Source organism: Flexivirga sp. G2 (assembly GCF_055397625.1).
This window is the reverse complement of sequence record NZ_AP039675.1, coordinates 1,967,823-1,992,340: the sequence shown is the minus strand read 5'-3', so window position 1 is coordinate 1,992,340 and position 24,518 is coordinate 1,967,823. Positions and strand designations below refer to the sequence as shown.

Below are 24,518 nucleotides of genomic sequence, written 5' to 3'. Positions count from 1 at the left end.
GGGGTGCTTGTGCACCCCGAAAACGCCACGGACCGCTACGGTCCAGGTAAGAAAGCCCCGGACGAGGACAGTGACCTCGCACCGGGGCTTCGCGTTTTCCACACCCCTGTGCACAACGTGCCCGTGGAAGGACCTGCCATGGCCAAGATCGGAACCGCCCACGTCGAGCTCAAGCCCGTCCTCAACGACGACGCGCTCCAACAGCTCGGCAACCAGATCGAACGCACCGTCACCGAAGCCGTACAGCGCGGCCTCAGCAACGCCGGATTCACGTTCGAACAAGCAGGCGCGATAACCGTCCTACGCGTCGGCGACGCGGGCGACCCCAAGGTCGTCGCCGAACAGATCCGCCACGGCATGAAGCGCTCGCGCCAGGCATGACCGGCCGCTGCTGGTGCGGCAGATGGCAAGTCGTCGAATCACTCCGCCGGCAATGCGAAACCGGCGATCACCTCAAGACCGCAAGTTCGGCAACGGCAACCCAGACCGCTGATGCTCCGCCTGGCACAGGTATCCCAGCATCGCGTTCTGATCAGCCTGCAAGCCCACCAGCTGACGCAACAACGCGATGATCTGGTCGTTCTGACCCAGCCCCTCGATCGTCCGCACAGCAGCCTTGTTGTCCCGCATCCGCTCCGACGTGAACGGGTTATGCCGCGACTCACTGAACCCAGTCTTCCGAGTGTCCTTACCCATGACCCGAGTATGACGAAGGTGACGCGACCATGCCGCTGAACGCAGCAGACATCGAGATCCTCAGCGACGGATGCCTTGGGGCGATGGTCCTCATACCCGGAGACTGCAAGGTCAACGGCGAAGAGGTGACGCTCATTGCGTTCGGCTCAGCGGCACACAGCACCCTCACTGTGACGATCGAGGTCGACGACGACCGGGTGCAACTCGACCACGACAGCAAGCAACTCAAGCTTGACGGGCAACCCGTACTGGTCGAGCCATACGGCTACCGACCAGACCCGTGGCAACACACCGTGCACCTCGACCTGCAAGCCAAGAGCCTGCGCATCTCCGCAGGCGAGGAGTAACGCCATGGTCGCCGGACGCGAAGCCACACCCCAAGACAAGCGCGACACCGAACGCCTCATGAACTACTGGGCACACGGCGAAGGCGCAGCCAAGATCAACTGGGGCACACCAGGCGACTTCGACAGGTGCGTCATAGAGCTCGGCAAACACGTCCCACCCACCATGGTCAAGGGCCTCTGCTCCAACCTCCACGTCCGCGCCACAGGCGCACGCCCAGGCCACGCACCAGGCGCAGAGCAAGCCGCGTTCGAAGCGAAGCACCACAAGTGAGCGGCCACTGGCAATCCAGCGACCGGCGCAGCCGGCTACCCGCCAACTGGCCCACCCTGCAGCGCGCCACCCTCGAACGAGCCGGATACCGCTGCGAACAGCTCGTCAACAACCCGACGAACAGCCACCTTGAACGGTGCACTGCAACCGCCACGGACGCCGACCACATCCGACCAGGTGACGACCACTCGCCGGCGAACCTGCAAGCCCTCTGCCACGACCACCACCAGCAGAAGACACAGGCCGAAGCACAAGCAGCAGCCGCCGCCCAACAAGCCAAGCTCCACCACCCCAGCACACGCCGCAAGCCCCCAGGCCTCCTCTGATCTCATCCATGAGATACCCGGGTGGGAACCCCCGCCCCCGGACCGCGACGAAAGACCGGGCAGTACTGCGGCAAAGGCTCCGTACGGGTCACAGGATCGCGGCCGGCGGCCCGCTGCGGGCGCACCACATACCACCGAGCGCATACCCGACATGGGTGCGCTCTCCTGCTCCGACATGGAGGTCCCGCTATGCCCGGACGAGGCCCAGCACCGAAGGATCCGAACCGGCGCGCTCGGCGCAACGCTGACCCGGTGGCGCTTCGCATCATCGAGGCGGAGCCCATGCCGCAGCCGGAGCTGCCGTCGTTCGACGTGCAGGTCGAGGTCGACGGCCAGCTGACGACGCAGGAGTTCGCTTGGCCGGAGCGCACGCGCCAGTGGTGGCAGATGTGGGCGGACTCGCCCCTGTCGGCTGACTTCACGTCGACGGACTGGTCGGAGCTGCTCGATACGGCTCTGCTGCACGCGCTCTACTGGTCTGGCACGCACAAGGTGGCGGGTGAGCTGCGGTTGCGGACGGCGAAGTTCGGTGCGACGCCGGAGGACCGGGCGCGGTTGCGGATCCAGTTCGCCGCGGCGGATGACGCTGAGGAGAAGCGCCGCAAGCCGGACGGCAAGGGACGACACTCGAACTTGCGCCTGGCTGAGTAAGCCATGCCGTGGAAGCCGGGGTATCCCGGTGAGCGGCCGACCCTTGGTCACTACGTCATCAAGTGGATCGAGGACAACCTCGCTGCTCCTGATCGGCAGGACTACGAGCCGCTCATCCTGACTCGGGAGCAGGCGGAGTTCGTTCTGCGGTTCTACGAGATCGATCCGGTCACTGGCCGGCGTGTGGTGCGGCGTGCGGTGTTGTCCCGTCCGCGTGGGTGGGGCAAGTCACCGTTCGTGTCGGCGCTGTGCATCGTCGAGGGCTTGGCTGACGTCGTCTTGGACGGTTGGGACGCGAAGGGCCGACCGGTCGGTAAGCCGTGGTCGGCGGTGCGCACGCCGCTCGTGGAGCTGGCGGCCGTGTCGGACGACCAGGTCATGACGAACGCGTGGGGCCCGCTGCTGGAGATGCTCGACCCGGACCTGGATCCGCCGGTGTTCGACAATTACCGCGGCCTGGAGCCGATGGGCACGTTCGTCAACTTGCCTCGCGGGAAGATCATCCCGATCACGGCGTCGGGAAGCACCGCGAAGGGTGCGCGCGCCGTGTTCTCGGTGTGGGACCAGACGGAAGAGTGGTTCCCGTCGAACGGTGGCGTGAGGCTGGCGAAGATCCTCGCGGACAACGCGGCGAAGGTCGGCGGTTCGTACATCGAGACGCCGAACGCGTTCCAGCCGCACGGTGAGACCGGCGCCTCTGTTGCTGAGCGGTCGGCGCAGGCGTGGGTGGCGATCAAGGAGGGTCGTGCGCGGGTCGACAAGGGCCTGCTGTATGACCACCGCGAGGCGCCGCCGGACACTGATCTGACGGACCGTGAGTCGCTGCTGAAGGGTCTGCGGTTCGCCTATGGCGACTCGTCGGCGGATCCCGATGGGTGTGTCATCCATGACCCGCCGTGCCCGCCCGGTTGGGCCGAGCACGATTCGCACATCGCGCGTATCTGGGATCCGGACAACGACGAGCAGAATGCTCGCGCGAACTTCCTCGGGCAGATCACTCACGCTTCGGATGCGTGGCTTTCTCGACCGGAATGGCTGGCGTGCCGTGTTCCCCCGAAAGAGGTCGAAGCGGCGCGTCCGAAGCCTGGCGAGGCTGTCGTGCTCGGGTTCGACGGTTCCCGTGGCCGAGCGAAGAGCAAACCGGACGCCACCGCGCTTGTCGGCTGCCGAGTGTCCGACGGTCTGCTGTTCGAGATCTTCGTCGACGAGGCGAAAGACGACAGCAAGGACACTTGGGACAAGTGGTCTCCGAACATCCCGCTGCTGGAGGACTACATCGCCGACGCGTTCAAGAAGTGGCGCGTCGTCGGGTTCTACGCCGACCCGGGTCGTGACTGGCGGTCGTACGTCAACGCGTGGGAAGCCACATATGGCGGCCGGGTCAAGGTGAAGGCCCGCCGCGAGCACCCGTTCGAGTGGTGGATGACTGGTGGCCGTGCTGGTGCCGTCGAGAGCGCGATCGAGCAACTCGAAGGTGCCATCCGCAACCAGGACGCCCGGCACTTGGGTGAGCCGCAGCTGACGTCGCACGTGCTAAACGCCCGCCGGCGCATGTCGAACCAGAAACTCGCGCTCGGCAAGGAGTCCCCGGCGAGTTCGAACAAGATCGACGCCGCAGTCGCGGCGGTGCTCGCATGGCAGGCGCGGCTGGATGCGGTCACGGCTGGCATGGGCAAGTCACGACAGAAGACCACTCGACGCGTGAAACGGATCCGGTGAAAGGGGTTGCCACGTGGCTATTTTCGACGACCCCGCTGCCGAATCTGATGAGTGGTGGGTGAACCGGCTTGAGCGGGCGATCCACAACCGGAACGTGGGTCAGGTCGGCGGCCGGCGGTGGAGTACTGCGGTCCTGAGCAACGACCGGCGCACCCGCCCCGGACTGGAGTTGCTGGATGCGTGGCTGCGTGGCGAACCGCCGCTGCCGGAGTCGTATGCGGACGACTGGGCGATGGCATGGTCGACGTTCCTGCGGATGTCGCGGATGAACTACGCCGAGCTGGTGATCTCGTCGGTGACCGATCGGCTCGTGCCGGTCGGTTGGTCGACCGCCGCGGACGATGACCCGGACGGCGACCAGGTCGCCGAGGAGGTCGCGCAGGAAACGAACCTGGTCGCGCAGGGCGGCGACGCCGTGCAGGACATGCTCTCCATGGCTGACGGGTATCTGTTGGTCGGGCAGAACAAGGGCAGGCCGCTGATCACCGCGGAGTCGCCGCTGTCGACGATCACCGCGGAGTCACCGTCCGGTCCGCGTGCGGGTCTGCGGATCACGATGGACGAGTGGACCGGTGAGCGCGAGTTCTGGCTGTACCGGCCGGGTTACGTGCGCACGGCGCGTCGTGATGGCACCCAGCAGGGCTTCTCTCTCGGTGCGCCGCAGCTCATCCCCGGCGGGGAGGACGTCTTCCCTCTGGTGAACATGCGCAACCGGCGCGGTGTGGGCGACTACGAGCGGCACCTGGACGCGCTGACACGGATCAACGACTCGATGTTCACGCGGATCGTGCTGACGAAGCTGCAGGCTCACCGCCAGCGCGCCTTGGAGAAGGACCCCAAGGTGTATGGCGAGGACATCGACGGCGAGGACAACGAGCTCGAGTTCGACCCGGAGGACTTCACGTCCGGCCCGGACCGGATCTGGGACCTGCCGCCCGGTGTGAAGCTGTGGGAGTCGCAGGCGTCCGACCTTGGCCCGTTGCGGCAGATCGTTCTCGACGACGTGAAGCACCTGTGCGCCGTCACTGGCACGCCGCTGAGCGACGCTGTGCCCGATGGTGCGAATCAGTCCGCGAAGGGCTCGCAGATCGTCGAGGACAAGCACCTGTTCCGGGTGCAGGACCGGATGCGTCGCGCTGACAACGGCATCGCGCGGGCGTTGTCGCTTGCGTTCCAGGTGCTCGGCGACGAGAAGCGTGCGCCGGTGCACAAGATCCAGACGATCTGGGCGCCGGTCGTGCGGTACTCGCTGACGGAGCGCGCACAGGCTGTCTCGCAGCTGAACGGTGTGTGGCCGTTCGAGCGGATCGCCACGGACGTCATGCAGGTTCGCCCGTCGGAGCTTCCGCAGCTGCAGCAGGAGCGGTTGAACGACTTCATCCTTTCGGGCGGTTCGGGCAATGGCTCGACGCAACCCAGCCAGCAGCAGTAACACGGGCCGCACTGCGCGGATCATCGATCTGCATCAGGCGGCGCTCGCGCGACTGTTGCAGGGCGTCATTGACGCGATCATGGCCATCCTGCGGCTGCTCAGCAACGGGGCGATCCAAGAGGATCGGGCGCGCGAGATGGTCACCGAGACGCTGACGCAGGGTCAGCAGTCTTCGGCGAGGCTCGCGTGGTCGTACCTCAACCAGCTGAATGGCACTGCGGTACAAGGGACTCCGGACGCTGGCGTCGACGATGCTGTCGTCCAAGACCTCGTCGACCAGGTGATGCGGGACCAGTCGGTGACCTCGCTCCCAGCCGACGTCGTGACCGCTGTGAGTGACGCTCTCACTCAGAGTTCGTCGGACGCGATCGGCGAGCACGGTGCGAAGAACGCGGCCGTCACCGGATACCGGAGGGTTCCGCACCCGGAACTGTCCGAGGGCGGCGTCTGCGGGCTGTGCCTGATTGCCTCCACGAAGCTCTACACGCGCGGTGACCTCAAGAAGATCCACGACGGGTGCAAGTGCACGGTCACCGAGGTGACCGCCACGAGCGACCCGGGCGATGCGCTGAACAACTTGGAGCTCGGCGACCTGTACGAGGCGATGGGCGGCACGAGCGGCCGGGAAGCGAAGAAGCTTCGATTTCAGCCGGTCAACGGGAAGCTCGAGCGTGTTGTTGGCGGCGACGCGAAGCAGCGGCTGCCGCAGAACGACCCGTCGATCAAGAAGCGCACGGACGCGAAGCAGGAACGGCTGGACAAGCGAATCCGCAATCTTGAAGCGTCGATTCGCCGACTTGAGGAGAAGGGCGCGACCGGCTCGGAGGCCGAGCGCCTGACCAAGCTCCGCGCGCAGCTCAACAAACTTCGTCGCACATCGGCGGCGTAGCCGGTGGGTGCCGACATGGCACCCGCTGAGCATCAACCCGACATGGGAGACAGTGCAATGCCCGAACAGGATCTCCGAGGCCCTGGCGGTCTCACTCCGGCTCAGCTGATCGCGTTCCACCGGCTGCACTTCGGCGGCGCCTGCATGGATGCCGACGATCCGGCGGCCGGCGGCGACAACGGCGGCCAGGGATCTGGCGACGCCGGCGGGGACGGTGGCGGCGGGCAGAACCCGCCTGCCGACCCGGCCGCCGAGAACAACGGCTATCCGGAGAACACGCCACTGGAGAAGATGACCGCCGAACAGCAGGCGGCGTACCACAAGACGCAGTCGCGGCGCTGGGAGCAGCGAGCCAAGTCCTCAGTGTCACGTAAGGACTACGACGCGCTCGTTGCCGAGCGGGACCAACTGCGCCAGGCGAACGAGACCGAGAACGAGAAGGCATTGCGCGAGGCGCGTGAGGCCGGACGTACCGAGGCACGGGACTCCAGCTTCCGCGACACGGCCACCTCGATGCTGCGGTTCGGTCTCCGAGCCAACGGCATCACCAAGGACGACGAGATCAACGAGATCGTCGCCACCACCAACTTCGACGCCTTCAAGGGCGAAGACGGCGTGCTCGACGAGGCAAAGATCGCGAGTCACGTGAAGCGCCAGGCCGGCATGGCAGGGGGCAAATGGCCCGACATGGGTCAAGGCAGAGGCGAACAGAACCCGGTGTCCCAGAAGGAGATCGGGCAGCAGGAGGCGCGCAAGCGTTTCCCTGACGCCTTCGCCAACCGCAGCAGCTGAGACCGGACGTCTCCGGCTCGGCACATCTCACCGAAAGGATTCACCATGACCGACATCAGTGTCGTCAACACGGGTGACTACCAGGTCGAGAAGCGGGACTGGCTGGCTGGCCCTCACGGGACCGAGCCGGGCGCCAACCCGACCATCACCCTGGACATCTCCCTCTTCACCGCGGCCACCCACTACCCGAAGGGTTACATCCCGTCCGGTACGGCCGTCTCCAAGGTCGCGGCCGGCACGTGGGGCCCGTACGACGCCACGAAGACCGAGCACGCGCTCACCTTCGCGTCCGTGAACGCCAAGGGCGGCAGCAAGGTCGCGACCGGCGCGTTCATCCACGGCTTCGTGTACGCGGCCAAGCTCCCGCAACCGCTCGACGCAACCGCGCGAGCTGACTTCCCGCTGATCCACTTCAGCGACTGAGGCGAAAGGCAACAACGATGATCGTCTTTGATGCCCCGGTCACCCCGGATGCTCTGACCACGTTCGTTCGCGAGATCCCGACCCCGGCGGATCACGCGCTCTCGCAGATCCTCCCGGACCGGCTGGTCAACTCCAACGAGGTCGACCTCCTGGAGATCACCCGCACAAACCGGACCGCCCGGTTCCGCGCGTACGACGGACGTCTGCACGTCTCGGACCGCGACTCCGGCTCCACCCGTCGGGTGAAGCTGCCGCCGCTGTCGACCTCGTTCAACGAGGGCGAGTACGAGCGGCTGCAGCGACAGTTCCAGCAGTTCGGTGGAACGAACCTGACGGCCCTGACGGACGCGGTTTACAACGACGGCCAGAACGGCGTCGGCGAGATCCGCAACCGGATGGAGCAGGCCCGCGGTGACGTCCTCGACGACGGCAAGTTCACGCTGGCCGGTGAGGACGGCCTCTACCTGGAGGCCGACTTCGGCGTCCCGGCCACCAACCTCGTCGCGCCATCCGTGAAGTGGTCCGACACCGAGAACTCCACCCCGGTGGAGGACCTCACCACGTGGGTCAAGGCCTACGTCAAGGTCAACGGCTTCCGCCCCGGCGGCATGGTCATGTCGAACGACACGGTCATGGCTCTGCTGCGGAACAAGGAGATCCGGTCCCTGGCTGCGTCGCTCGCGGGCGCCCCGGGCCTGGTGAGCCGTTCCACGCTGGACCAGGTGATGGCCAGCTTCAACCTCCCCCCGATCGCCATGGTCTACGACAGCAAGGTCGACGTCGACGGCACCGTCAAGGACATCCTGGACGCCACCAAGGTTCGCCTCCTGCCGCCGGCCGGGCAGCCCATCGGTTACACCGCTTGGGGTGTGAGCGCGACGGCTCTCGAGCTCGTCGACTCCAACCTGTCGGAGCTGACCTTCTCGGACGCTCCCGGGATCGTCGGCGTGGTGGAGAAGGTGGGTCCGCCCTACCGGAAGTTCACCTTCATCGACGCCGTCGGTATGCCGGTCATCGAGCAGCCGCGTCGGCTGATGATCGCGAACGCGGTCATCGACGCGCCGGAGGACTGAGCCATGGCTACCGCAAAGTACGCCACCACCGTGGCGAACCCCGACGGCCGCCGTGTGACGTTCGCGCCCGGTGACGACCTGCCCGCATGGGCGCTGAAGGCGATCACCAACCGTGACGCCATCGAAGGGTCCAGCGAGTCCGACGAGGATCCGGCTCCCGAGCCGGAGTCGACTGACGACGAGCAGGAGCCGGAGGAGTCCGAGTCGGAGCAGCCGGAAGGCGACTCCGACACCGCCCCCGAGCCGGAGTCGACTGACGACGAGCAGGAGCCGGAGGAGTCCGAGTCGGAGCAGCCGGAAGGCGACTCCGACACCGCCCCCGAGCCGGAGTCGACTGACGACGAGCAGGAGCCGGAGGAGTCCGAGTCGGAGCAGCCGGAAGGCGACTCCGACACCGCCCCCGAGCCGGAGTCGACTGACGACGCAGCACCGGCAGCGCAGGGCCGACGCGGGCGCAAGCCCGCCGCCGGCGCCGACGCGAAGTGAGCGAAGGGAAGGCGGCGGCAGTGGAACCACTGGCAACCCCGGCGGACGTGCAGTTGCTGCTGCAGATGCTGCCGCCTTCCCAACGCCCCGACATCAGCGACGACAACCTGAAGTCGCTGATCAAGGTCGCGTCGTCGCGGCTGCGGAACCGTGTGCCGTCCGTCGACGCGCGGATCGCGCTCTGGCAGACGACACCGGGCGTCCAGGGCGCCCTGGACCCGGATCTCGTCGCGAACGTCGTCGCGACGATGGTCAAGCGGGCAGTCACCAACCCATCCGGTGCCTCGTCGGTCACCGACCAAGAGACCGTCGGCCCCTACTCAAGGTCGACGACCAGCTCGTTCTCGAACGGGCAGGACTCAACCCCGGTCGGCGAGATCGTTGTCACCGATGCGGACCTCATCGCGCTGGGTATCGCGACGCGACGCGGCCGGATGCGCTCCATCCCGGTTCGCCCCTCCATGCCCGGTGTGCGCTGATGCTCGGGCTGCAGTTCACCACCACGGTGACGGTGATCGCGAAGAACCAGATCGTCGGCTACGACAAGGGAAACCGGCCGATCTACGACGACGTGGAGACTCCGTCGCCGGGCTGGGTGCTGTGGCCGCAGTCGACCGACGAAGACACCAACGCCCAGGACATCACCACCGACATCCTTGACGGCCTGGCGCCGAATGAGACTGACCTGTCGAACGTCTCGCAGGTCAAGGTGCCCGGATTCGACAAGACCTTCAACGTGAAGGGCGATCCGTGGCCGTGGAAGTCGCCCATGACAGGCACCGCTCCGGGTATCCATGTGGTGCTGAAGGCGGTGGACTGATGGTCTACAAGGCTGACCGTCACGGCATCGCGCGCATGCTCGCGTCGCGCGAGATCCTCGAAGCCCCCATGCAGGCCTTCGCCGACAAGGTGAAGGCCGAGGCTGTGGCAACTGCGCCCTACGACCCGAAGACGACCGAGCACTGGCGCGATTCGTTCCACGCCGAGGTCATCGAGGACGACGTCCAGGGCGCGGGCACGACGCACACCGGCGTCGTCGGGCACGTCTACTCGGACGACGAGGCGGGGCTGTCGATCGAGACCGGAACGTCGCGCACGCCGGCGCACAACACTCTGACGAACGCGCTGGGTGTGCTCGATGAGTGACCTCGTCGTCTCTTACGCGTCGGTGCCGAACCTGCTCATCGCGTGGTTCCCGACCGTTGTCGAGCGTCTGTCCGTGCCTGTCAGTGGCCGGTCGATCTCGACAGACCTGCCTGCGGGTTACAAGAACCTGCTCCCGTTCGTCCGCGTCACCCGAACCGGCGGCCCCCGAGCTCTCGGAATCGACCGCGCCCGAGCGCGCTTCGAGACGCTCGCCAGTAAGTATGACGACGCGGAAACCATTGCGAACGAGCTGGATTCGCTCATCGAGTTCGATCTGAACAACTTCACCGACGGCATCGGCCGGGTGATGCTCACCAAGACCTACGCCGCGCCCAGGGCGGCCGCATGGGACGACGAGCAGGTCACCCGGTTCATCGCTTCCTACGGCATCACCGTAGGCGCCCAGCAGTAACCACTCCCCCAAGTTTCCCGAATTGCGTTGCGGTCCGGGGATTTTCGTGTGCGCTCCTCCATTTCCCGATTGCCCGGAAGGGGCTCAATCATGTCCAACGCCAAGAACATCCTGGCGGGCACCAAGGCGGGCGGACCTGCAGGTCTGTCCTTGGCCTGGTTCGCCCCGGAAGGGACCACCCTCCCGGAAGACGCCACCACGTCGCTGACCAACGCCTTCAAGGACGCAGGTAACTGCGACCCCAAGGGCATCGACATCAAGACCAACACCTCGTCGACTCCGATCAAGTCGTTCGGTTCGCTGCAGCCGCAGGGCGTGCTGTACACCGACCAGACCCAGACCGTCGACGTCACCTTCCAGGAGACCAACCCCATCTCGGTCGCGGTCTACAAGGGACTCGAACTCGACGGTGTCGCGGTCGCCCCGGACGGTTCGTTCTCGGTCCAGACGAAGATGCCCGAGGACATCCGGTACGTCGCGGTCTTCGACGCGTTCAGCCAGTTCGGCGACCCCCTGCGGTTCGTCGCGCCGAACGTCTCGAACACCGACCCCGGCGACCAGAACCTGCAGATGGGTCAGGTCTTCGACCGGGCGGTCACTCTCACCCTCTACCCGGACGCCAACGGTGTGTCCCTCTACGAGTTCTACGTCGTGTCGGGACTCGCCACCGAAGGCGGGTCCACGCCGGCCGCATGGCAGGCCGAGCACACCTACGCCGTCAACGACCAGGTGAGCAACTCCGGCGGGGTGCTGAAGTGCACCGTCGCCGGCGTCTCCGATGCCGAAGCGCCGGTCAACCCGGGCATCGGCAACACGGTCGTCGACAACGCCGTCACCTGGACTCAGGTCTCCTGAGCCACCCAACTTCCGCCCCTGGTTCCGCGCACACGGCCAGGGGCGGAAGCCCTTCGGGGCACTCACGATTCGTGTGCGCAATCAGTGAAGGAGAGTGTGCGCAATGGCAACACCAGCAGGAGCGAAGCGACCCACGGACCGGAACAAGCCGTTGACGGCCGCGCAGCGCCGCAAGGCTGAGGAGTCGGCCGGCAAGTGGTTCGCCGCAGAAGTGGGCGGACATACCGTCCGGGTGTCGAATCCGAAGACTTGGCGGGCCTCCACGATGGCGCAGGTCAACAGGGGCGACATCCTCGGGTTCGCCCAGAAGGTCATGCACCCCGACGACTACCAGGTGTTCGTGGACGTTGACCCCACCCTGGAAGAGACGGGCGCCTTGGTCGCTGACACCTACCGCTACTTCGGCGCTGACCGGGGGGAATGAGCAGCCTCGATCACTTCCTTGACGTCGCGTCGGAAGAGATCGAGGCCGACCTCGCCCGTTGGCACCCGTCGGTTGATCTGAGCGAACTCCATCGGCATGGAGGGCTGACGCACCGCAAGCTGTGGTTGTTGATGCGGTTCCTGCCGATGGAGTCCGCCTGGAAGACCTGGGTGCGCGACAACATCCCCCGCCCTGCACCGAAGCCAGGCGACGAAGAAGACCAGGGGCAGGACTTCACTGGCTCGAACTGGTCGTTGGAGAACTACCAGCTACAGGGCTTGCGCAACGACCTGTACCGGCTGCTGCAGAACCGCAAGGAGGGCGAGGAGTTCGTCCCGCCCTACGACGTTCCCCGGTCGAAGGTCGTCGAGCCGGAACAGCCCATCGACCAGCAGCCAGCCAATGGCCAGCACGTCATCTCGCTCGACGAACGCCGCGAGCTGTTGGCGCAGGTCCGCGCACGCCGCGGCCACGTAGGGACCGGCGAAACCCGTTCCCGCCACTTGAAACCCACCGGTTGGGACAACGACACGAACTGAATACCTGAGGGGGCGACATGGCTGACGACGACATCACAGTCGGCTCCGTCGGAGTCAAGCTCGTTCCCGACGCGTCGGGGTGGGATCGTGAGGCGGAGCGACAGCTGTCGCCGCCGGCGGAGAAGCTCGGCGAGCAGATCGGCCAGATCGTCGGCCAGCAGATCCAGCGCTCCATTCAGGATTCATTGCGTGACGGGGTGCGTAACGCGCCGACGGAGGCGCCGGCGCGCGAGCAGGGCACCCGGACAGGCAAGACATTCGGTGCGTCACTGAAGGCATCGCTGAAGGCCGCCCTCGCCGACATGCCGAAGGTCAAGATCGACGCGGACTCCTCCTCTGCTGATCTTGCACTCTCGAACCTGCAGATCCGCATGGAGGCGCTCTCCAACAAGGAGATTGGCGTCGACATCGACGCCGACACTGCCCGCGCCGAGATCGACGACATCAAGGCGCAGCTCACCGCACTGGGCCAGTCCCACCCGGACATCTCGGTCCAGGTCGACGCCGACCGTGCAGTCGCCGACCTGGAACGGTTCACCGCGCAAGTCGACAAGGTTGCAGCGAAGAACGCCCGCATCGAGGTCGAGGCGCAAACGCAACAGGCGATCGACGCGCTTGCCGCGGTCGGCATCGAGGCCGAAGCGGTCGACGCTGAGCACCCAACGGTCCGTGTGGACGCCGACACCGCGGCTGCGTCGGCGGCGCTGACCGCGGTCGGCATCGAAGCAGAGGTGCTCGCGGCAGAGTCGCCGACGATCAACGTCGACGCGGACACAGGTGGCGCGGCGGCCAAGCTCGCCAGTGTCGGTGCGGCTGCGCAGGCCGCGGATGGTGACTTCCTTGGTCTTGGCGCGAAGCTCGGCGAGCTTTCGCCCCTCTTCATGGCGGCCATGACGGGCGCCAGCGGGCTGGCTGTCGCGCTCGGTGCAGCTCTCGTTGGTGCTGCCGCAGCGGCCGGTGCAGCGCTGGCCGGCATCGGGGCCGCGCTGGGTGTTGCCGTGCTGGCCCTCGCGCCGGTGATTCAGGCCTACCAGGCGTTGAACGGTGCGAAGTCGAGCGGCGGCGGTGGGAGCGGTGAAGCTGCCTCCGCTCAGGCGCGGGCGAACGCGATCCAGAACGCCAACGCCCAGGTGGAGTCGTCCGAGCGGTCTCTGGCGAACACACGCGCGAACGTCGCGGATCAGGCTCGGTCCGCTGCGGAGCGGGTGCAGACGGCCAAGGAGTCGGAGAAAGAAGCGGAGCAGGCAGCTGCGCAAAGCATCGCCGCGGCCGAGGAGGCGGTCACCCAGGCCCGGCAGCAGGCCGCCCGGCAGGTACAGGCCGCGAAAGACGCTGTCGTTGCCGCGGTCCAGCAGGAGAAGTCCGCGGAGCAGTCGCTCGTCGACGCGCGCCAGTCTGCTGCAGATGCCAACGCCAATGCGGTCGCTGCTGTCGCGACGGCCGAGCGGAACCTGAAGTCGGCCCAGGACGCGGCGAAGACCACCCAGGAGGGCCTCACGAAGGCCCGGCAGGAGGCTGCCAAGCAGCTGGAGGACCTGCAGAACAAGGCCGACGACGCTGCGCTCGCGCAGAAGCAGGCTCAACTCCAGGTCGAGGACGCAAAGGCGAACCTCGCCCGCGTCATGAACGACCCGGGTGCGTCTGCCGCGGAGCGAGAGCAGGCGAAGCTCGCGCTGCAGGAAGCCCAGCAGAGCCTCAAGGAGCAGGCGCAGACCGCGAAGGAAGCCGCCGACCAGAACGCGAAGGCGAAGAAGGCCGGAGTCGACGGTTCGGACGTCGTCAAGAAGGCGAAGAAGGCCGAGCAGGACGCGAACCAGAAGGTCATCGATCAGCAGAAGGCGTTGCTGACCGCGCAGGAGAACGTCACCAAGACCCAGGTCCGTGGCGCCCAGCAGGTCGCGCAAGCCCAAGATCGGGTGGCGCAGGCGCAGAAGGCGATCGTCGACGCGCAGGCGAGGGTCACGCAGGCGCAGAGTGACGGCGCGCGGAAGGTCGCGGACGCCGAGGCCAAGGTCGCTCAGGCGCGTGTCGATGGCGCGAACCGGGTCAAGGCTGCTCAGCGCAGCGTCGCCGACGCGGAGCGCGCGCAGCAGTCGCAGGCACGGCAGGGCGCGTTCCAGATCGCGCAGGCACAGTCGGGCGTCGCCAACGCCCAACGGTCACTGCAGCAGGCGTACCAGCAGTCAGGTAATGCCGGGTCAGCATCGGCCAACAAGGTCGCCGACGCGATGGCGAAGCTGACCCCGGCTGGCCGCTCGTTCCTCGACTTCATCATGTCCTGGAAGAACGGCTTCCAGGAGCTGTCGAACATCGCGCAGGACACCTTCCTGCCCGGGCTCGAGAAGGGCCTGAAGGCGATGGCCCCACTGTGGGCTCCGGTGAAGCGCGCCGTCGCCGGTGTCGGTACCGCCATGGGTGACCTCTCCGCGAAGGCCGGCGAGTTCCTCGGTGGCCCGGCCGGTCAGAAGTTCGCGAACTTCCTCGCCGACAACCTCGGTCCCTGGCTGACGAAGGTCGGCGACATGTTCGGCGGGTTCGCCAAGGGCATGATGGGCATCTTCGAAGCCCTCGGACCGACCGCTACAAACTTCCTTGGCTACTTCGGGAAGATGTGGGACTCCTTCGGCAACTGGGGTCAGAACGCCAGCAAGGACAAGGGTTTTCAGGGTTTCCTGGACTACGTCAACCGGGTCGGGCCGAAGGTCTTCGACCTGCTCGGAAAGATGGCGGTCGTCTTCGGCAAGCTGCTTGCCGGGCTCGCCCCGCTCGGGGAAGTTACCGTCGACGGGCTGCTCGCCCTGTTCGACGGACTGTCGAAGCTGAACCCCACACAGCTGCTGCTGATCGCGGGCGGCGTCGCGGCAATCATCTTTGCCCTCACAGGTGGCACGGCTGCAGCGGTCATCGCCGTAGTTGCTGGGATCGCGCTCGCGGTGAACTGGTTCAAGAAGCTGTACGACAGCAGCGCCGACCTCCGCAAGAACATCAACACCCTGGGCTCGAACATGTCCAAGGGCTTCTCCAGCGCATGGAAGATCGTCGGCCCGATCTTCTCGGAGATGTTCACCGCGATCAACGACAACCTGATCGTCGCTGTGAAGGGACTCTTCGCGCTCCTCGCTCACGTCCCGTCCGGGGTGTGGAAGGCCGCGTTCCTGATCCTGCTCGCACCGTTCGCGCTCGTCGCGAAGGGAATCACGCTGCAAATGAAGGGAATGCAGGCGCTGATCAAGGTCTTCGGCTCGGCAGCGAAGTGGATCGGCTCAACCTTCAAGACCGCGTGGTCCTATGTCAACGCCTACATCGTCGACCCGATCAAGCGCGCCTACACCACGGTCCAGGGACTCCTCGGTGTGAAGGGCATGCGGGGCATCTTCGGGGCGTTCGGTGACTGGGCGAAGCGGACCTGGTCGAAGGCGTGGGACGGCATCACCTACGTCGTGACGCACCCGGTCGACGCCGCCAAGGCTGCGATCTCCAAGATCCTCGGTGCTACCGGGTTGCGGTCGACGTTCAACGCGGCCAAGGACTGGGTCAAGGGATCTTGGTCTCGCGCGTGGGACGGCATCGGCTACGTCATCAGCCACCCGGTCGATGCGGCGAAGTCCGCCATTTCGAAGATCCTCGGCGCCACCGGACTGCAGCATGTATTCAGCTCCGCCGTCGATGCGATCGGCCGGATCTGGGACCCGATCGAGGACAAGATCAAGAAGCCGATCAACGGCATCATCGGTGTCTTCAACTGGTTCGTGAAGCAGTTCAACAAGATCGGCAAGCTGGTCCACTTCGAGCTTCCGCAGTTGAGCAAGCTCGCCTCTGGTGGGCCTGTCGGGCATGGCAGCGGGCATGCGGTTCTCCCGCGGTATGCCGGCGGCGGCACCACCATCCAGGGTCCGTGGCGCGGGTCGTCAGCGGACAACGTCCTCGGGGTCTCGTATGCCGGTGTCCCGACCGCCTGGGTGAACCCGAACGAGGAGATCATCCGCGAGCCGGCAGCCGCCCGGATGCGGAAGTCCCACCCGGGAGCGCTCGAGTACATCAACCGGACCGGTAGCCTCCCGCGGCACGCGTCCGGTGGGGGCGTCGAGGAGATCGTCAAGACGGTCGGCTATGCGCTCGCGCAGGTCGGCAAGCCCTACGTGTGGGGCGCGGCCGGGCCGGACGCGTTCGACTGCTCCGGTCTAACCCAGCAGGCGTGGCTGCACGGCGCCGGAGTGCATCTGACGCACCTGGCGCAGGCCCAGCACCACGAGGGCATCGTCTCCCCCAGCCGCAGCAACCTGTTCCCCGGCGACCTGGTGTTCCCCACGGTCGACCCGGGCGGGCATATCCCGCACGTGCAGATGTACATCGGCAACGGGCAGATCGTCGAGGCGATGAACCCGAAGATGGGCATCCGTGGCCCGAAGCCGATGACTGGCTTCGCTGGGGGCGCGCAACGGCCGGCACTGTTCGCGACCGCGAACGCCTCCAACGAGGCCGGGATCATGGGCGAGCTCGGCAACGCGATCGCTGCGGCTGCGAAGAAGGGCCTCGGCGCGGTCAGCGGCGTCGGTGGCGCGATCTTCAACGGGTTGAAGGACAAGCTCACGGAGCCGTTGAAGGGGTTCAGCGACCGTTTCCAGTACCCGCTCGGCATCACAGTCCTCCCCCGCTTGGCGAAAGAGCTTGCGTCTCATGCCATTTCGACCGGTGTGCAGAAGGCCGAAGACCTCTTCTCGTTCGGCTTCGGTGGCGGAGACAGCGGGACGGGTTCCGGCGGCGGCTCGGTGGCGCGGTGGGCGGAGACGATCAACCAAGCCCTGTCGATGAACCACCTGCCCGTGACCGCGGCATACCGCAACGCCTGGTTGCGGCAGGTGCAGACCGAGTCCGGTGGCAACCCTCTGGCGGTCCAGCACGGCTACACAGACGTCAACACCCTGTCGGGAAACCTCGCCCGGGGTCTGCTGCAGGTGATCCCGCCGACGTTCCGGCAGTACATGTTCCCGGGTCACAGCAACATCCTCGACGGGCTCGACAACGCGCTCGCTGCAATGAATTACGCGAAGCATCGCTACCCGGGCTCGGAGATGTTGCAGGTCATCGGTCACGGCCACGGTTACGCCGGCGGCACAACGAACGCAACGGCGGGTCTGCACCCTGTCGCCGAGGACGGCGCGGAGCTCGTGCTGTCGCCGCAGCTTCGACGCTTCCGTGGCGGAGAGCAGGTCCTGAACGCGCGCGAAACGAAGGACGCGCTGATCGCCCGCAGTGGCGGCACGAACTTCACGGTCAACCAGTACGGCACCCAGGGCGCGACTCCGAAGGAACTCGCGACGGAGATGTTGTTCGAGTACCGCCGCACCCAGAACGGAAAGTACGGGGTGTACGCATGATCCGGTTGGGTGAGCAGCAGTGGGAACTGACCGACGCTGAAGGCAACGACGGGTTCTTGTTCGGCGAAGGCACGGCAGCCGTGGTGAAGGCAGGCGGCGGAATGGACTTCGGTTCGTCCGAGGCACGAGTGCAAGACATCGACCTCCCCCAGGCTGACGGCTCACTCATGGGCCGCGACTACTTCACCGGGCCGGAGATCAGCTTCACCCTCGGCGTCCGCGACGGCCTGGACGTGTGGTCGGTCATCTCACGGATCATGCAGGCGTGGCGCGCCGACGACGTCCGGTCGACCCCGGGTGCCCTGTCCATGCTCCGCTACCGGTGGAACGGCACGACATACCGCTACCTGGGACGCCCACGAAAGTTCGGGCTCGTCGCGCCGGACATCTTCAACCCGAAGCTGCAGATGGTGGCGTGCACGTTCAAGGTCGCTTTCCCGGAGCAGTACATCGAACCGGAAGATGCGTCGACGCGGACGCTGCAGCTGAACCTGATCGCCCCTGCGTCGGACGGCGGTGTCGTGTGGGCGCCGGACCTGACGTGGCCGATCGAGTTCCGCCGTTCGTCGCAGGCGCGTGTCGGTGACGTGACGGTCGGTGGTTTCCGGCCGGCCCCGTTCAAGGTCGTCGTCCACGGCCCTGTCACGGGGTCGATGTCGAAGATCAACCTGTCCGGCGACGGGTGGCAGATCGGCACGTCGACGACCCTGACGCAGCACGACACGCTCACGATCGACACCGCGGCGAACACGATCACGAAGAACGGTGTTTCGCAGGCCGGCACGCTCTCCAGCGCGTCGCGGCTGAATGCCCGGCTGGCGCCGGGTCACCAGTTCCTCACGTTCTCGGCGACCGACCCGTCGAACACGGGATACGCGGTCGTCAGCTGGCTGGACACGCTCCCCGCCTAACTGTCACATCCACCGTCCCTTTGCGTCCCTCGTGGGCGTTTTTTGTTGCGCCCGAAGGAGATTCACTCATGGCTGAAACCGTTGCCTGGGCAGTCGAAGGCGGTCGCGCTGACGCAGCGTCGGCACGTCGCGTCCTGTGGAATGCCACGAAGGGTGCATCCGGCATCACGACGCAGACGGACCTGAAGGTGACCGCGCTGACCACGCCTGGCGGTGCTGTGAACGTCGCACCTGGTGGTGCAGTGATCGCGTCGACCTACGGGACGGCCGGTAAGACCGAGTCCTATGGCGTGAACAACGCGGCGACGAAGCAGGTCCAGATCCCGGGTGGCCGAGCCTCGGATGCGAACTGGGCGGTCATCTGCCGTATCAACGATTGGAACTTCAACAACGGATCCGAGCCGTCGGACCCGTTGGACGAGAACTACTGGCTGATCGACGTGGTATTCGCCGCGAACCTCGTCGACCTGATCGACCCCTACATTCTGCTCGCAACGGTGTATGTGCCTGCGAACACGGCCGCGATCACGAACGCGATGATCACCGACAAGCGCAACATGGCGAACCCGCGCACCGAGTTCCATCAGATCACCAACGCCCTGACCGCAGGTGATACCGAGACCCTCACCAACACCACGACCGCCGGCGAGCGATTCCCGAACGCGGGCGGCCTGCAACGCCTCGACATCCCATCGTGGGCGACCCGGGCGAGCATCGCAGTCCGGTGGAGTTCACTGCTGCTCGACTCTGCCGCGTCAACCGGACGCCTCTGGGTGGAGTGGGGCGCCGACGCAGGCGGCGGCCACTTCGCGAACAAGACCCAGGAGTTCTCGTACGCCGGTGAGGCTTCGACTGCGAAGCACCGTGTCGGTGCAGAAGTCGCCGACTACGTCGCCATCCCGGCCGAGCTGCGCGGCCAGTCCCAGGTGGCGTTCGCGGCGATGGGCCGGAAGGTCACCGGAGTCGGCGCGACGATGGACTCGCTGACCGGGATGGTCTACCAGATCATGTTCGAAGAAGTCCCGGACCCGAGCTACACCTGATGCCCAACGACCAGGGGTGGAGCTTCTTCGCCACGACCCTTCACGGGGATGGCACCGAGACGCTCCTCGAGCCGGATCTTCCGTTGTCGTCGACGCGGATCAACAATGTTCTGTCTGGGCGCAATTCGCTGACCGGCACGGTTGGTGTCGAGGTCGCACGGTTGAAGAACCCGAACGTCGCGGTAACAGGTGAAGAGACGATCTTCCTGCCCTTCTCGACGTGCGTCTACGGAGTGCTGGACGGGCAGATCCGCGGCGGCGGGATCGTCAAGACCGCGCCGCTCGGCGACCCGCAGGTCGAGGTCACCTGCATCGGGTTCGTCGGCTACATCGACAAGTATTTCCCCGAGGGACTGCAACGGTCTTTCATCGACGCCGACCCGAGCATCATGGTGCGGGACCTGTGGGACTACGTCCAAGGTGTGAAGGGCTCGAACATCGGCCTCGAGCTCGACATCGACCCGCTGGCCACTCCAGTCCGTCTCGGCACGAAGGCTTCATCGGACAGCGAAGACGGCCCGTGGACCATGAACGACTGGGACACCGAGGACCTCGGAGCGAAGTGGGACGACCTGGTCGCTGACGGCCAGATGGACTACTGGGAAGAGCACATCCTGCAGGGCGCTGCACCTACCAAGGACTCGAATCCGGGCGATCCGATCGACATCCGCCACGTGCTGCACGTCAACTACCCGGGATCGGGACGACGCCGCGACGACCTGCGGTTCGTCGTCGGCGAGAACGTCAGGGAGGTGCCGACGATCAACGTCGACGGCGACTTCTACGCCGACGAGATCGTGGTGCTCGGATCCGGGCAGGGCCGAAAGATGGTCCGCGCCTCGTGGCCGACGACCGCGACGGGTCGACTACACCGGCCGATGGCGTTCTCCGTCAAGACCGCAGATACGGCACAGAAGGCGAAGCTGCGTGCCCACCAGATCGCGCTGGCTTACCAGGGCGACCAGGACCTCACGGACCTGACGATCCGGAACCATCCAAATGCACAGCTGGGCGCGTGGGGGCTCGGCGACACCATCACCGTCCGCGGGTCCGGCATCGGCTGGGCTGGCGACTTGAACATGAAGGTCCGGATCCTCGGCTACGAGCTGGACCCGGACGACGGCGATGACGCGCAACTGTCGGCTACGAGGGCGGGGCGGTTGAGTAATGGCTGATCGGTTGGCGATGCGCACCTTGATGCGCGAGCTCGCGGAGTCCAACAAGCTCGCGAAGGCACAGAACCTGTCACAGCTGTCGAACTCGTCCATCGAGGACGGCGCGATCGACGAGAACGACGCTGACGGCAACCTGGTGTCGCGCTTCGGCGCCCAGCATGACGGGACCCACACAGCCGTCACGTTCGCTGGCCCGCCGCCGCCGACGCCGGGCGGATTTACGTGTGTCGGCGGGCAATTGGGCGCCACCGCTGCATGGGACGGCACCTGGGTCGACGACGCAGTCGCGCCGATGGACTTCGCACGTGTCGAGGTCCATGCGAGCACTGACGGCCCGGACTTCGTCGTCGACTCACTGCCGATGTCTGCGACCCGGGTCGGGACAATCGAAACCGCGGCCGGGGCAACACTCACCTTCTCGGCGGCTGCCGGCCACTTGTGGGTGAAGCTGACCGCTCGCGCGCAGTCGGGCAAAGTCTCCGAGGAACCGACAGAGGCCGTCGAGGTCGAGGTGACCGCGGCAGTCGACCCGGAGATCCTCGACGAGCTCCAAGACGACCTGGCCACCGCCCAGCAGCGCATTGACGATGCCCAGGCGGAACTGGACGCTGCGAAAGCCCTGCTCGCGCAGGGCGAGATCGTCGATCGAACGAACCTGCTCCCGAATCCGGGCCGAACGACCCTCGCCCCGTGGGCAGTTCTGTCCCCGTCTGGTGGCGCCGGTACCGTCGTCCTCCAGGCCCCGACGCAGTATCCGGTCGGCGGCCCGACATCGGGCAAGGCGCTGCGACGTAGCTGGACCTCGGTCCCGACTACGCCGTGGAACAACGGGACGGCAGCGCAGAGCCACGGAGACATCTACTGGAACCAGCAGGGAACGGCGAAAGTCACTGCTGGAGCTACATATACGGTCTCGGCGTGGGTCCGTTCTGGGACCGCAATCAAGGCACTGATCGCCTCAGAGTTCCGGAACGCGTCGAACGCTGTGGTTGGTACGACGCCGTTCTCCACCCCGACGCAGCTCCCCGTCTGGGCAGCAGCTGCCGACTGGCGCAGGATCAGCCAGACGTTCACGGTGCCCACAGGTGCCGTCGATGTCCGCATCCAGTTCCACTTCACGAGCGGGACCGGGGCGGTCACGACAGCCACCTACGCGGATGTGTTTGCCCCGATGTACGAGCTCGGATCGACCGTCGGATCGTTCTTCGATGGCGACTCTCCTGCCGGGACCAACTCGACAGGCGACGCGGAGCTGCACCGCTGGACGGGAACCGCGAGCGCTTCGACCTCGCAGGAGTACCGCACTTCGGCAGCGATGACCGGGCCGGTAGACGGGGCGCGCGTCATACCCGGCACCATCGTCGCCGACAAGCTCGTGATCCAGGACGTGACGGCCGCCGTCGGCGCGATCATCAAGCTCGACGTGTCGCAGCTCACCGTTACCGGGACAAGCAACTTCGCCACGGCCGTCGTGGACAAGATGTTCGCCAATATCTTTGCGGCGCACCAGGTCACGGCAGATCAGATCGACGCAGCAAGCATCGCGGCAGCGGTCGGCACGTTCGTCAAGGTCGACGCCAACAACGTCAACTTCGACGAGGCCACCGGCAAGGTGATGACGGTCGGGAACGCGGTGCTCGGCGACGGCATCCGCACCTACGCAACCGGGTCCTCGGGCGACGAGTACGTCAACGTCCAGCTGGGGGTCCCTGGCGAGGCGGACATCGTCGGTGTGAAGGACGAGGACGGGAACACCGTCGCGTCGATGGACGGGACGGGTACCGTCGCGGCCTCGCTCGTCCAATCCGATCAGGACATGCAGATCGCAGGCAACGCCCTGGTCGGCACCCTGATCGAAGACGGGGCCGACAGCGACCAGGCGCAGCGGATCAACTGGTCGCCGGTCCGGGACTTCGAGGACGGGTCGATCGGCACTCCCACGTTGAACGCCGCTCTTTGCTCGACCGTGACGACGCAGGCACATTCCGGGACGAAGTCCCTGAAGATCACACAACCGTCAACACCGGTGAGTGACAACCGGGTCTACTGGACGGTTCAGCAGGGTCCGATGGGTGTGGCGACCGGCGACTCGATCACGATGTCTGCTTGGGTCTACATCCCATCCGCGACGACGAGCTACGGCAACATCATGTATCTCGGTGGCTCCAACGTGACGATGACTCCTGTCGCTCCGGACTGGACCAAGAGGGATCAGTGGCAGCGTGTGATGTCGACGTCCCCCGTCGTGAACGCGACCGGCTCGAACTTCCCGGCGTTCTACGCTCCCACGACGGGTGGGCAGACGATCTACGTCGATGACGTCCAGCTCGAGGTCGGTAGCGCACCGACGGACTTCTTCTCGGAGAACACACCGGCGACAACGGACTACGGATATAAGGCCACCACGATCGGCGGCAATTCCGTTGCTGTGGAATACATCCCGGCCCTGCCGCCGGGCATCCTCGACCAGTTCCCTCGGGGCGTTGAGGACCGCATGTTCAGCTTCCGGAGCGTGTCCGCGATTGGTGCTGCGGTCAACCAGACCACCGGCGCTCTCGGGCAGGTCAACGTGACACTTTCCCCGAACCGGACGTATGAACTGTCGATGCCGGTGCGTGTTCTCCCGTCCAAGCCGACCGGCTCCAGCGCGACCGAGCTCGTGTGGTCGGTGCGCGTCTGGTGGACGTTCACATTCGACGGTACGGAGCCCGCGACTCCGTCGACCAGTACTTCACCGTTGCTCGCCGACTGTTCCGGACGAGCGTTCACTGCGCGCGCTACGGGTGTCTCGGGGCTCATTGTGGCTCGCGGACTTTTGACCCCTGCCGGAACCCCGACTCGCGTCAAGTTCTTGGTTGGGATCTTCACCGACACAGGTGTGTCCGTGACGCCGACGACATATGGTCCGACCGACTGGGTCATGACGGTCGAGGACAAAGGCCCAGCTCTGACCATGATGAACGCTGCCGATCCCGGCGCCGGCAGCGTTCAGCGGTTCGTCACGACGTGGACCGTCACTGGGTCGAAGACCTACCGAGACGACGGATCGGCATACGCATCGGACGGTTCCGTCAACATGCGTCAGGGTTCCGACACCGGCCACACCCACACCTACTGGGCGGCAATGGTCTTCAACGGCAACGGAACTGGGTCCGAGGCCAAGACAATCCCGGTCGCGTTGAACGGGGCGACGATCGAGAAGGTCGAGGTCAAGCTGACCCTGACCTACACCGAGGAAGCGAAGGGCCAGGCGAAGGTCCGACCGCTGAACGCGAAGGTGCTCCCGTCGACCTTGGCCAGCCCACCGGCCAGCTCCAAGGCCTACACCACCGCGCCGGACATCCCCCGTGGGTCGAGCGCGTGGTTCACCGTGCCGAACACGTATGTCTCAGTCAGCAACACCGGGCTCATCCTGGCCACCCCCGACTGGCTCCTCCCGAACACCCACATCGTTGCCGGAGGTTCTGGCGCTCCTGCTGCCCAACGCGCGCAGATCCGCGTCACCTACACCCGCACCGTCTAAGGAGACC

25 protein-coding genes are annotated in these 24,518 nt (G+C 66.1%); 24 read left to right on the top strand and 1 reads right to left on the bottom strand.

The window, feature by feature from the left end; translation table 11 throughout:
- Positions 1-138 precede the first annotated feature (138 nt).
- Positions 139-381, top strand: coding sequence for a hypothetical protein (locus ACZ50J_RS09495; RefSeq protein ID WP_464301029.1), 243 nt, complete (start codon positions 139-141; stop codon positions 379-381).
- Positions 382-453: 72 nt separating this feature from the next.
- On the opposite strand, the gene ACZ50J_RS09490 is transcribed toward ACZ50J_RS09495, so the two are convergent.
- Complete coding sequence (locus tag ACZ50J_RS09490; protein WP_464301028.1) at positions 454-696, bottom strand: hypothetical protein; 243 nt, start codon at positions 694-696, stop codon at positions 454-456.
- A gap of 29 nt (positions 697-725) precedes the next feature.
- Here ACZ50J_RS09490 and ACZ50J_RS09485 point away from each other — a divergent pair, with 29 nt between their 5' ends.
- From ACZ50J_RS09485 to ACZ50J_RS09375, 23 genes are all read left to right on the top strand, one after another.
- On the top strand, positions 726-1,043 hold the full coding sequence (locus ACZ50J_RS09485) for a hypothetical protein (RefSeq protein ID WP_464301027.1): 318 nt from the start codon (positions 726-728) through the stop codon (positions 1,041-1,043).
- 4 nt (positions 1,044-1,047) lie between these two features.
- The gene (locus ACZ50J_RS09480) at positions 1,048-1,314 is read left to right on the top strand and encodes a hypothetical protein (protein WP_464301026.1); all 267 of its coding nucleotides are present in this window, start codon (positions 1,048-1,050) and stop codon (positions 1,312-1,314) included.
- The gene (locus ACZ50J_RS09475) at positions 1,311-1,640 is read left to right on the top strand and encodes an HNH endonuclease (protein ID WP_464301025.1); all 330 of its coding nucleotides are present in this window, start codon (positions 1,311-1,313) and stop codon (positions 1,638-1,640) included. Before ACZ50J_RS09480 ends, ACZ50J_RS09475 begins: the two co-directional genes overlap by 4 nt.
- Before the next feature lie 189 nt (positions 1,641-1,829).
- Positions 1,830-2,291, top strand: coding sequence for a phage terminase small subunit (locus ACZ50J_RS09470; RefSeq protein WP_464301024.1), 462 nt, complete (start codon positions 1,830-1,832; stop codon positions 2,289-2,291).
- Between the two features lie 3 nt (positions 2,292-2,294).
- Positions 2,295-4,010, top strand: coding sequence for a hypothetical protein (locus tag ACZ50J_RS09465; RefSeq protein WP_464301023.1), 1,716 nt, complete (start codon positions 2,295-2,297; stop codon positions 4,008-4,010).
- Between the two features lie 58 nt (positions 4,011-4,068).
- Positions 4,069-5,442 carry a hypothetical protein gene (locus ACZ50J_RS09460; protein ID WP_464301022.1) on the top strand — a complete coding sequence of 458 codons (1,374 nt, stop codon included), beginning with the start codon at positions 4,069-4,071 and terminating at the stop codon, positions 5,440-5,442.
- The gene (locus ACZ50J_RS09455; RefSeq protein WP_464301021.1) at positions 5,411-6,331 is read left to right on the top strand and encodes a VG15 protein; all 921 of its coding nucleotides are present in this window, start codon (positions 5,411-5,413) and stop codon (positions 6,329-6,331) included. The genes ACZ50J_RS09460 and ACZ50J_RS09455 overlap by 32 nt, the downstream gene beginning before the upstream one ends.
- 57 nt (positions 6,332-6,388) lie before the next feature.
- A complete protein-coding gene (locus ACZ50J_RS09450) occupies positions 6,389-7,123 on the top strand; it encodes a hypothetical protein (protein WP_464301020.1) in 735 nt (244 codons plus the stop codon).
- Between the two features lie 45 nt (positions 7,124-7,168).
- The gene (locus tag ACZ50J_RS09445) at positions 7,169-7,546 is read left to right on the top strand and encodes a hypothetical protein (protein ID WP_464301019.1); all 378 of its coding nucleotides are present in this window, start codon (positions 7,169-7,171) and stop codon (positions 7,544-7,546) included.
- Positions 7,547-7,563: 17 nt separating this feature from the next.
- On the top strand, positions 7,564-8,619 hold the full coding sequence (locus ACZ50J_RS09440; protein WP_464301018.1) for a major capsid protein: 1,056 nt from the start codon (positions 7,564-7,566) through the stop codon (positions 8,617-8,619).
- Between the two features lie 3 nt (positions 8,620-8,622).
- Positions 8,623-9,105: a hypothetical protein gene (locus ACZ50J_RS09435; protein WP_464301017.1), complete on the top strand. Its 483-nt coding sequence runs from the start codon at positions 8,623-8,625 to the stop codon at positions 9,103-9,105.
- A 20-nt stretch (positions 9,106-9,125) separates the two neighbouring features.
- A complete protein-coding gene (locus ACZ50J_RS09430; protein ID WP_464301016.1) occupies positions 9,126-9,584 on the top strand; it encodes a hypothetical protein in 459 nt (152 codons plus the stop codon).
- Positions 9,584-9,925, top strand: coding sequence for a hypothetical protein (locus tag ACZ50J_RS09425; RefSeq protein ID WP_464301015.1), 342 nt, complete (start codon positions 9,584-9,586; stop codon positions 9,923-9,925). Before ACZ50J_RS09430 ends, ACZ50J_RS09425 begins: the two co-directional genes overlap by 1 nt.
- Positions 9,925-10,251: a hypothetical protein gene (locus ACZ50J_RS09420; RefSeq protein ID WP_464301014.1), complete on the top strand. Its 327-nt coding sequence runs from the start codon at positions 9,925-9,927 to the stop codon at positions 10,249-10,251. Before ACZ50J_RS09425 ends, ACZ50J_RS09420 begins: the two co-directional genes overlap by 1 nt.
- Positions 10,244-10,663, top strand: a complete 420-nt coding sequence (locus ACZ50J_RS09415) for a hypothetical protein (RefSeq protein WP_464301013.1) — start codon at positions 10,244-10,246, stop codon at positions 10,661-10,663. Before ACZ50J_RS09420 ends, ACZ50J_RS09415 begins: the two co-directional genes overlap by 8 nt.
- Positions 10,664-10,753: 90 nt before the next feature.
- Positions 10,754-11,518 (top strand): phage tail tube protein, encoded by a 765-nt coding sequence (locus tag ACZ50J_RS09410; RefSeq protein ID WP_464301012.1) that lies wholly within the window; start codon positions 10,754-10,756, stop codon positions 11,516-11,518.
- A 103-nt stretch (positions 11,519-11,621) separates the two neighbouring features.
- Positions 11,622-11,942 (top strand): hypothetical protein, encoded by a 321-nt coding sequence (locus tag ACZ50J_RS09405; protein WP_464301011.1) that lies wholly within the window; start codon positions 11,622-11,624, stop codon positions 11,940-11,942.
- Positions 11,939-12,481 (top strand): hypothetical protein, encoded by a 543-nt coding sequence (locus ACZ50J_RS09400; RefSeq protein ID WP_464301010.1) that lies wholly within the window; start codon positions 11,939-11,941, stop codon positions 12,479-12,481. Before ACZ50J_RS09405 ends, ACZ50J_RS09400 begins: the two co-directional genes overlap by 4 nt.
- Before the next feature lie 17 nt (positions 12,482-12,498).
- Positions 12,499-17,859 (top strand): NlpC/P60 family protein, encoded by a 5,361-nt coding sequence (locus ACZ50J_RS09395; RefSeq protein WP_464301009.1) that lies wholly within the window; start codon positions 12,499-12,501, stop codon positions 17,857-17,859.
- Positions 17,856-18,770, top strand: a complete 915-nt coding sequence (locus ACZ50J_RS09390; protein WP_464301008.1) for a hypothetical protein — start codon at positions 17,856-17,858, stop codon at positions 18,768-18,770. The genes ACZ50J_RS09395 and ACZ50J_RS09390 overlap by 4 nt, the downstream gene beginning before the upstream one ends.
- A gap of 68 nt (positions 18,771-18,838) precedes the next feature.
- Positions 18,839-19,813, top strand: a complete 975-nt coding sequence (locus ACZ50J_RS09385; protein WP_464301007.1) for a hypothetical protein — start codon at positions 18,839-18,841, stop codon at positions 19,811-19,813.
- On the top strand, positions 19,813-20,988 hold the full coding sequence (locus ACZ50J_RS09380) for a hypothetical protein (protein WP_464301006.1): 1,176 nt from the start codon (positions 19,813-19,815) through the stop codon (positions 20,986-20,988). Before ACZ50J_RS09385 ends, ACZ50J_RS09380 begins: the two co-directional genes overlap by 1 nt.
- A complete protein-coding gene (locus ACZ50J_RS09375; protein ID WP_464301005.1) occupies positions 20,981-24,511 on the top strand; it encodes a carbohydrate binding domain-containing protein in 3,531 nt (1,176 codons plus the stop codon). Before ACZ50J_RS09380 ends, ACZ50J_RS09375 begins: the two co-directional genes overlap by 8 nt.
- Positions 24,512-24,518 lie beyond the last annotated feature (7 nt).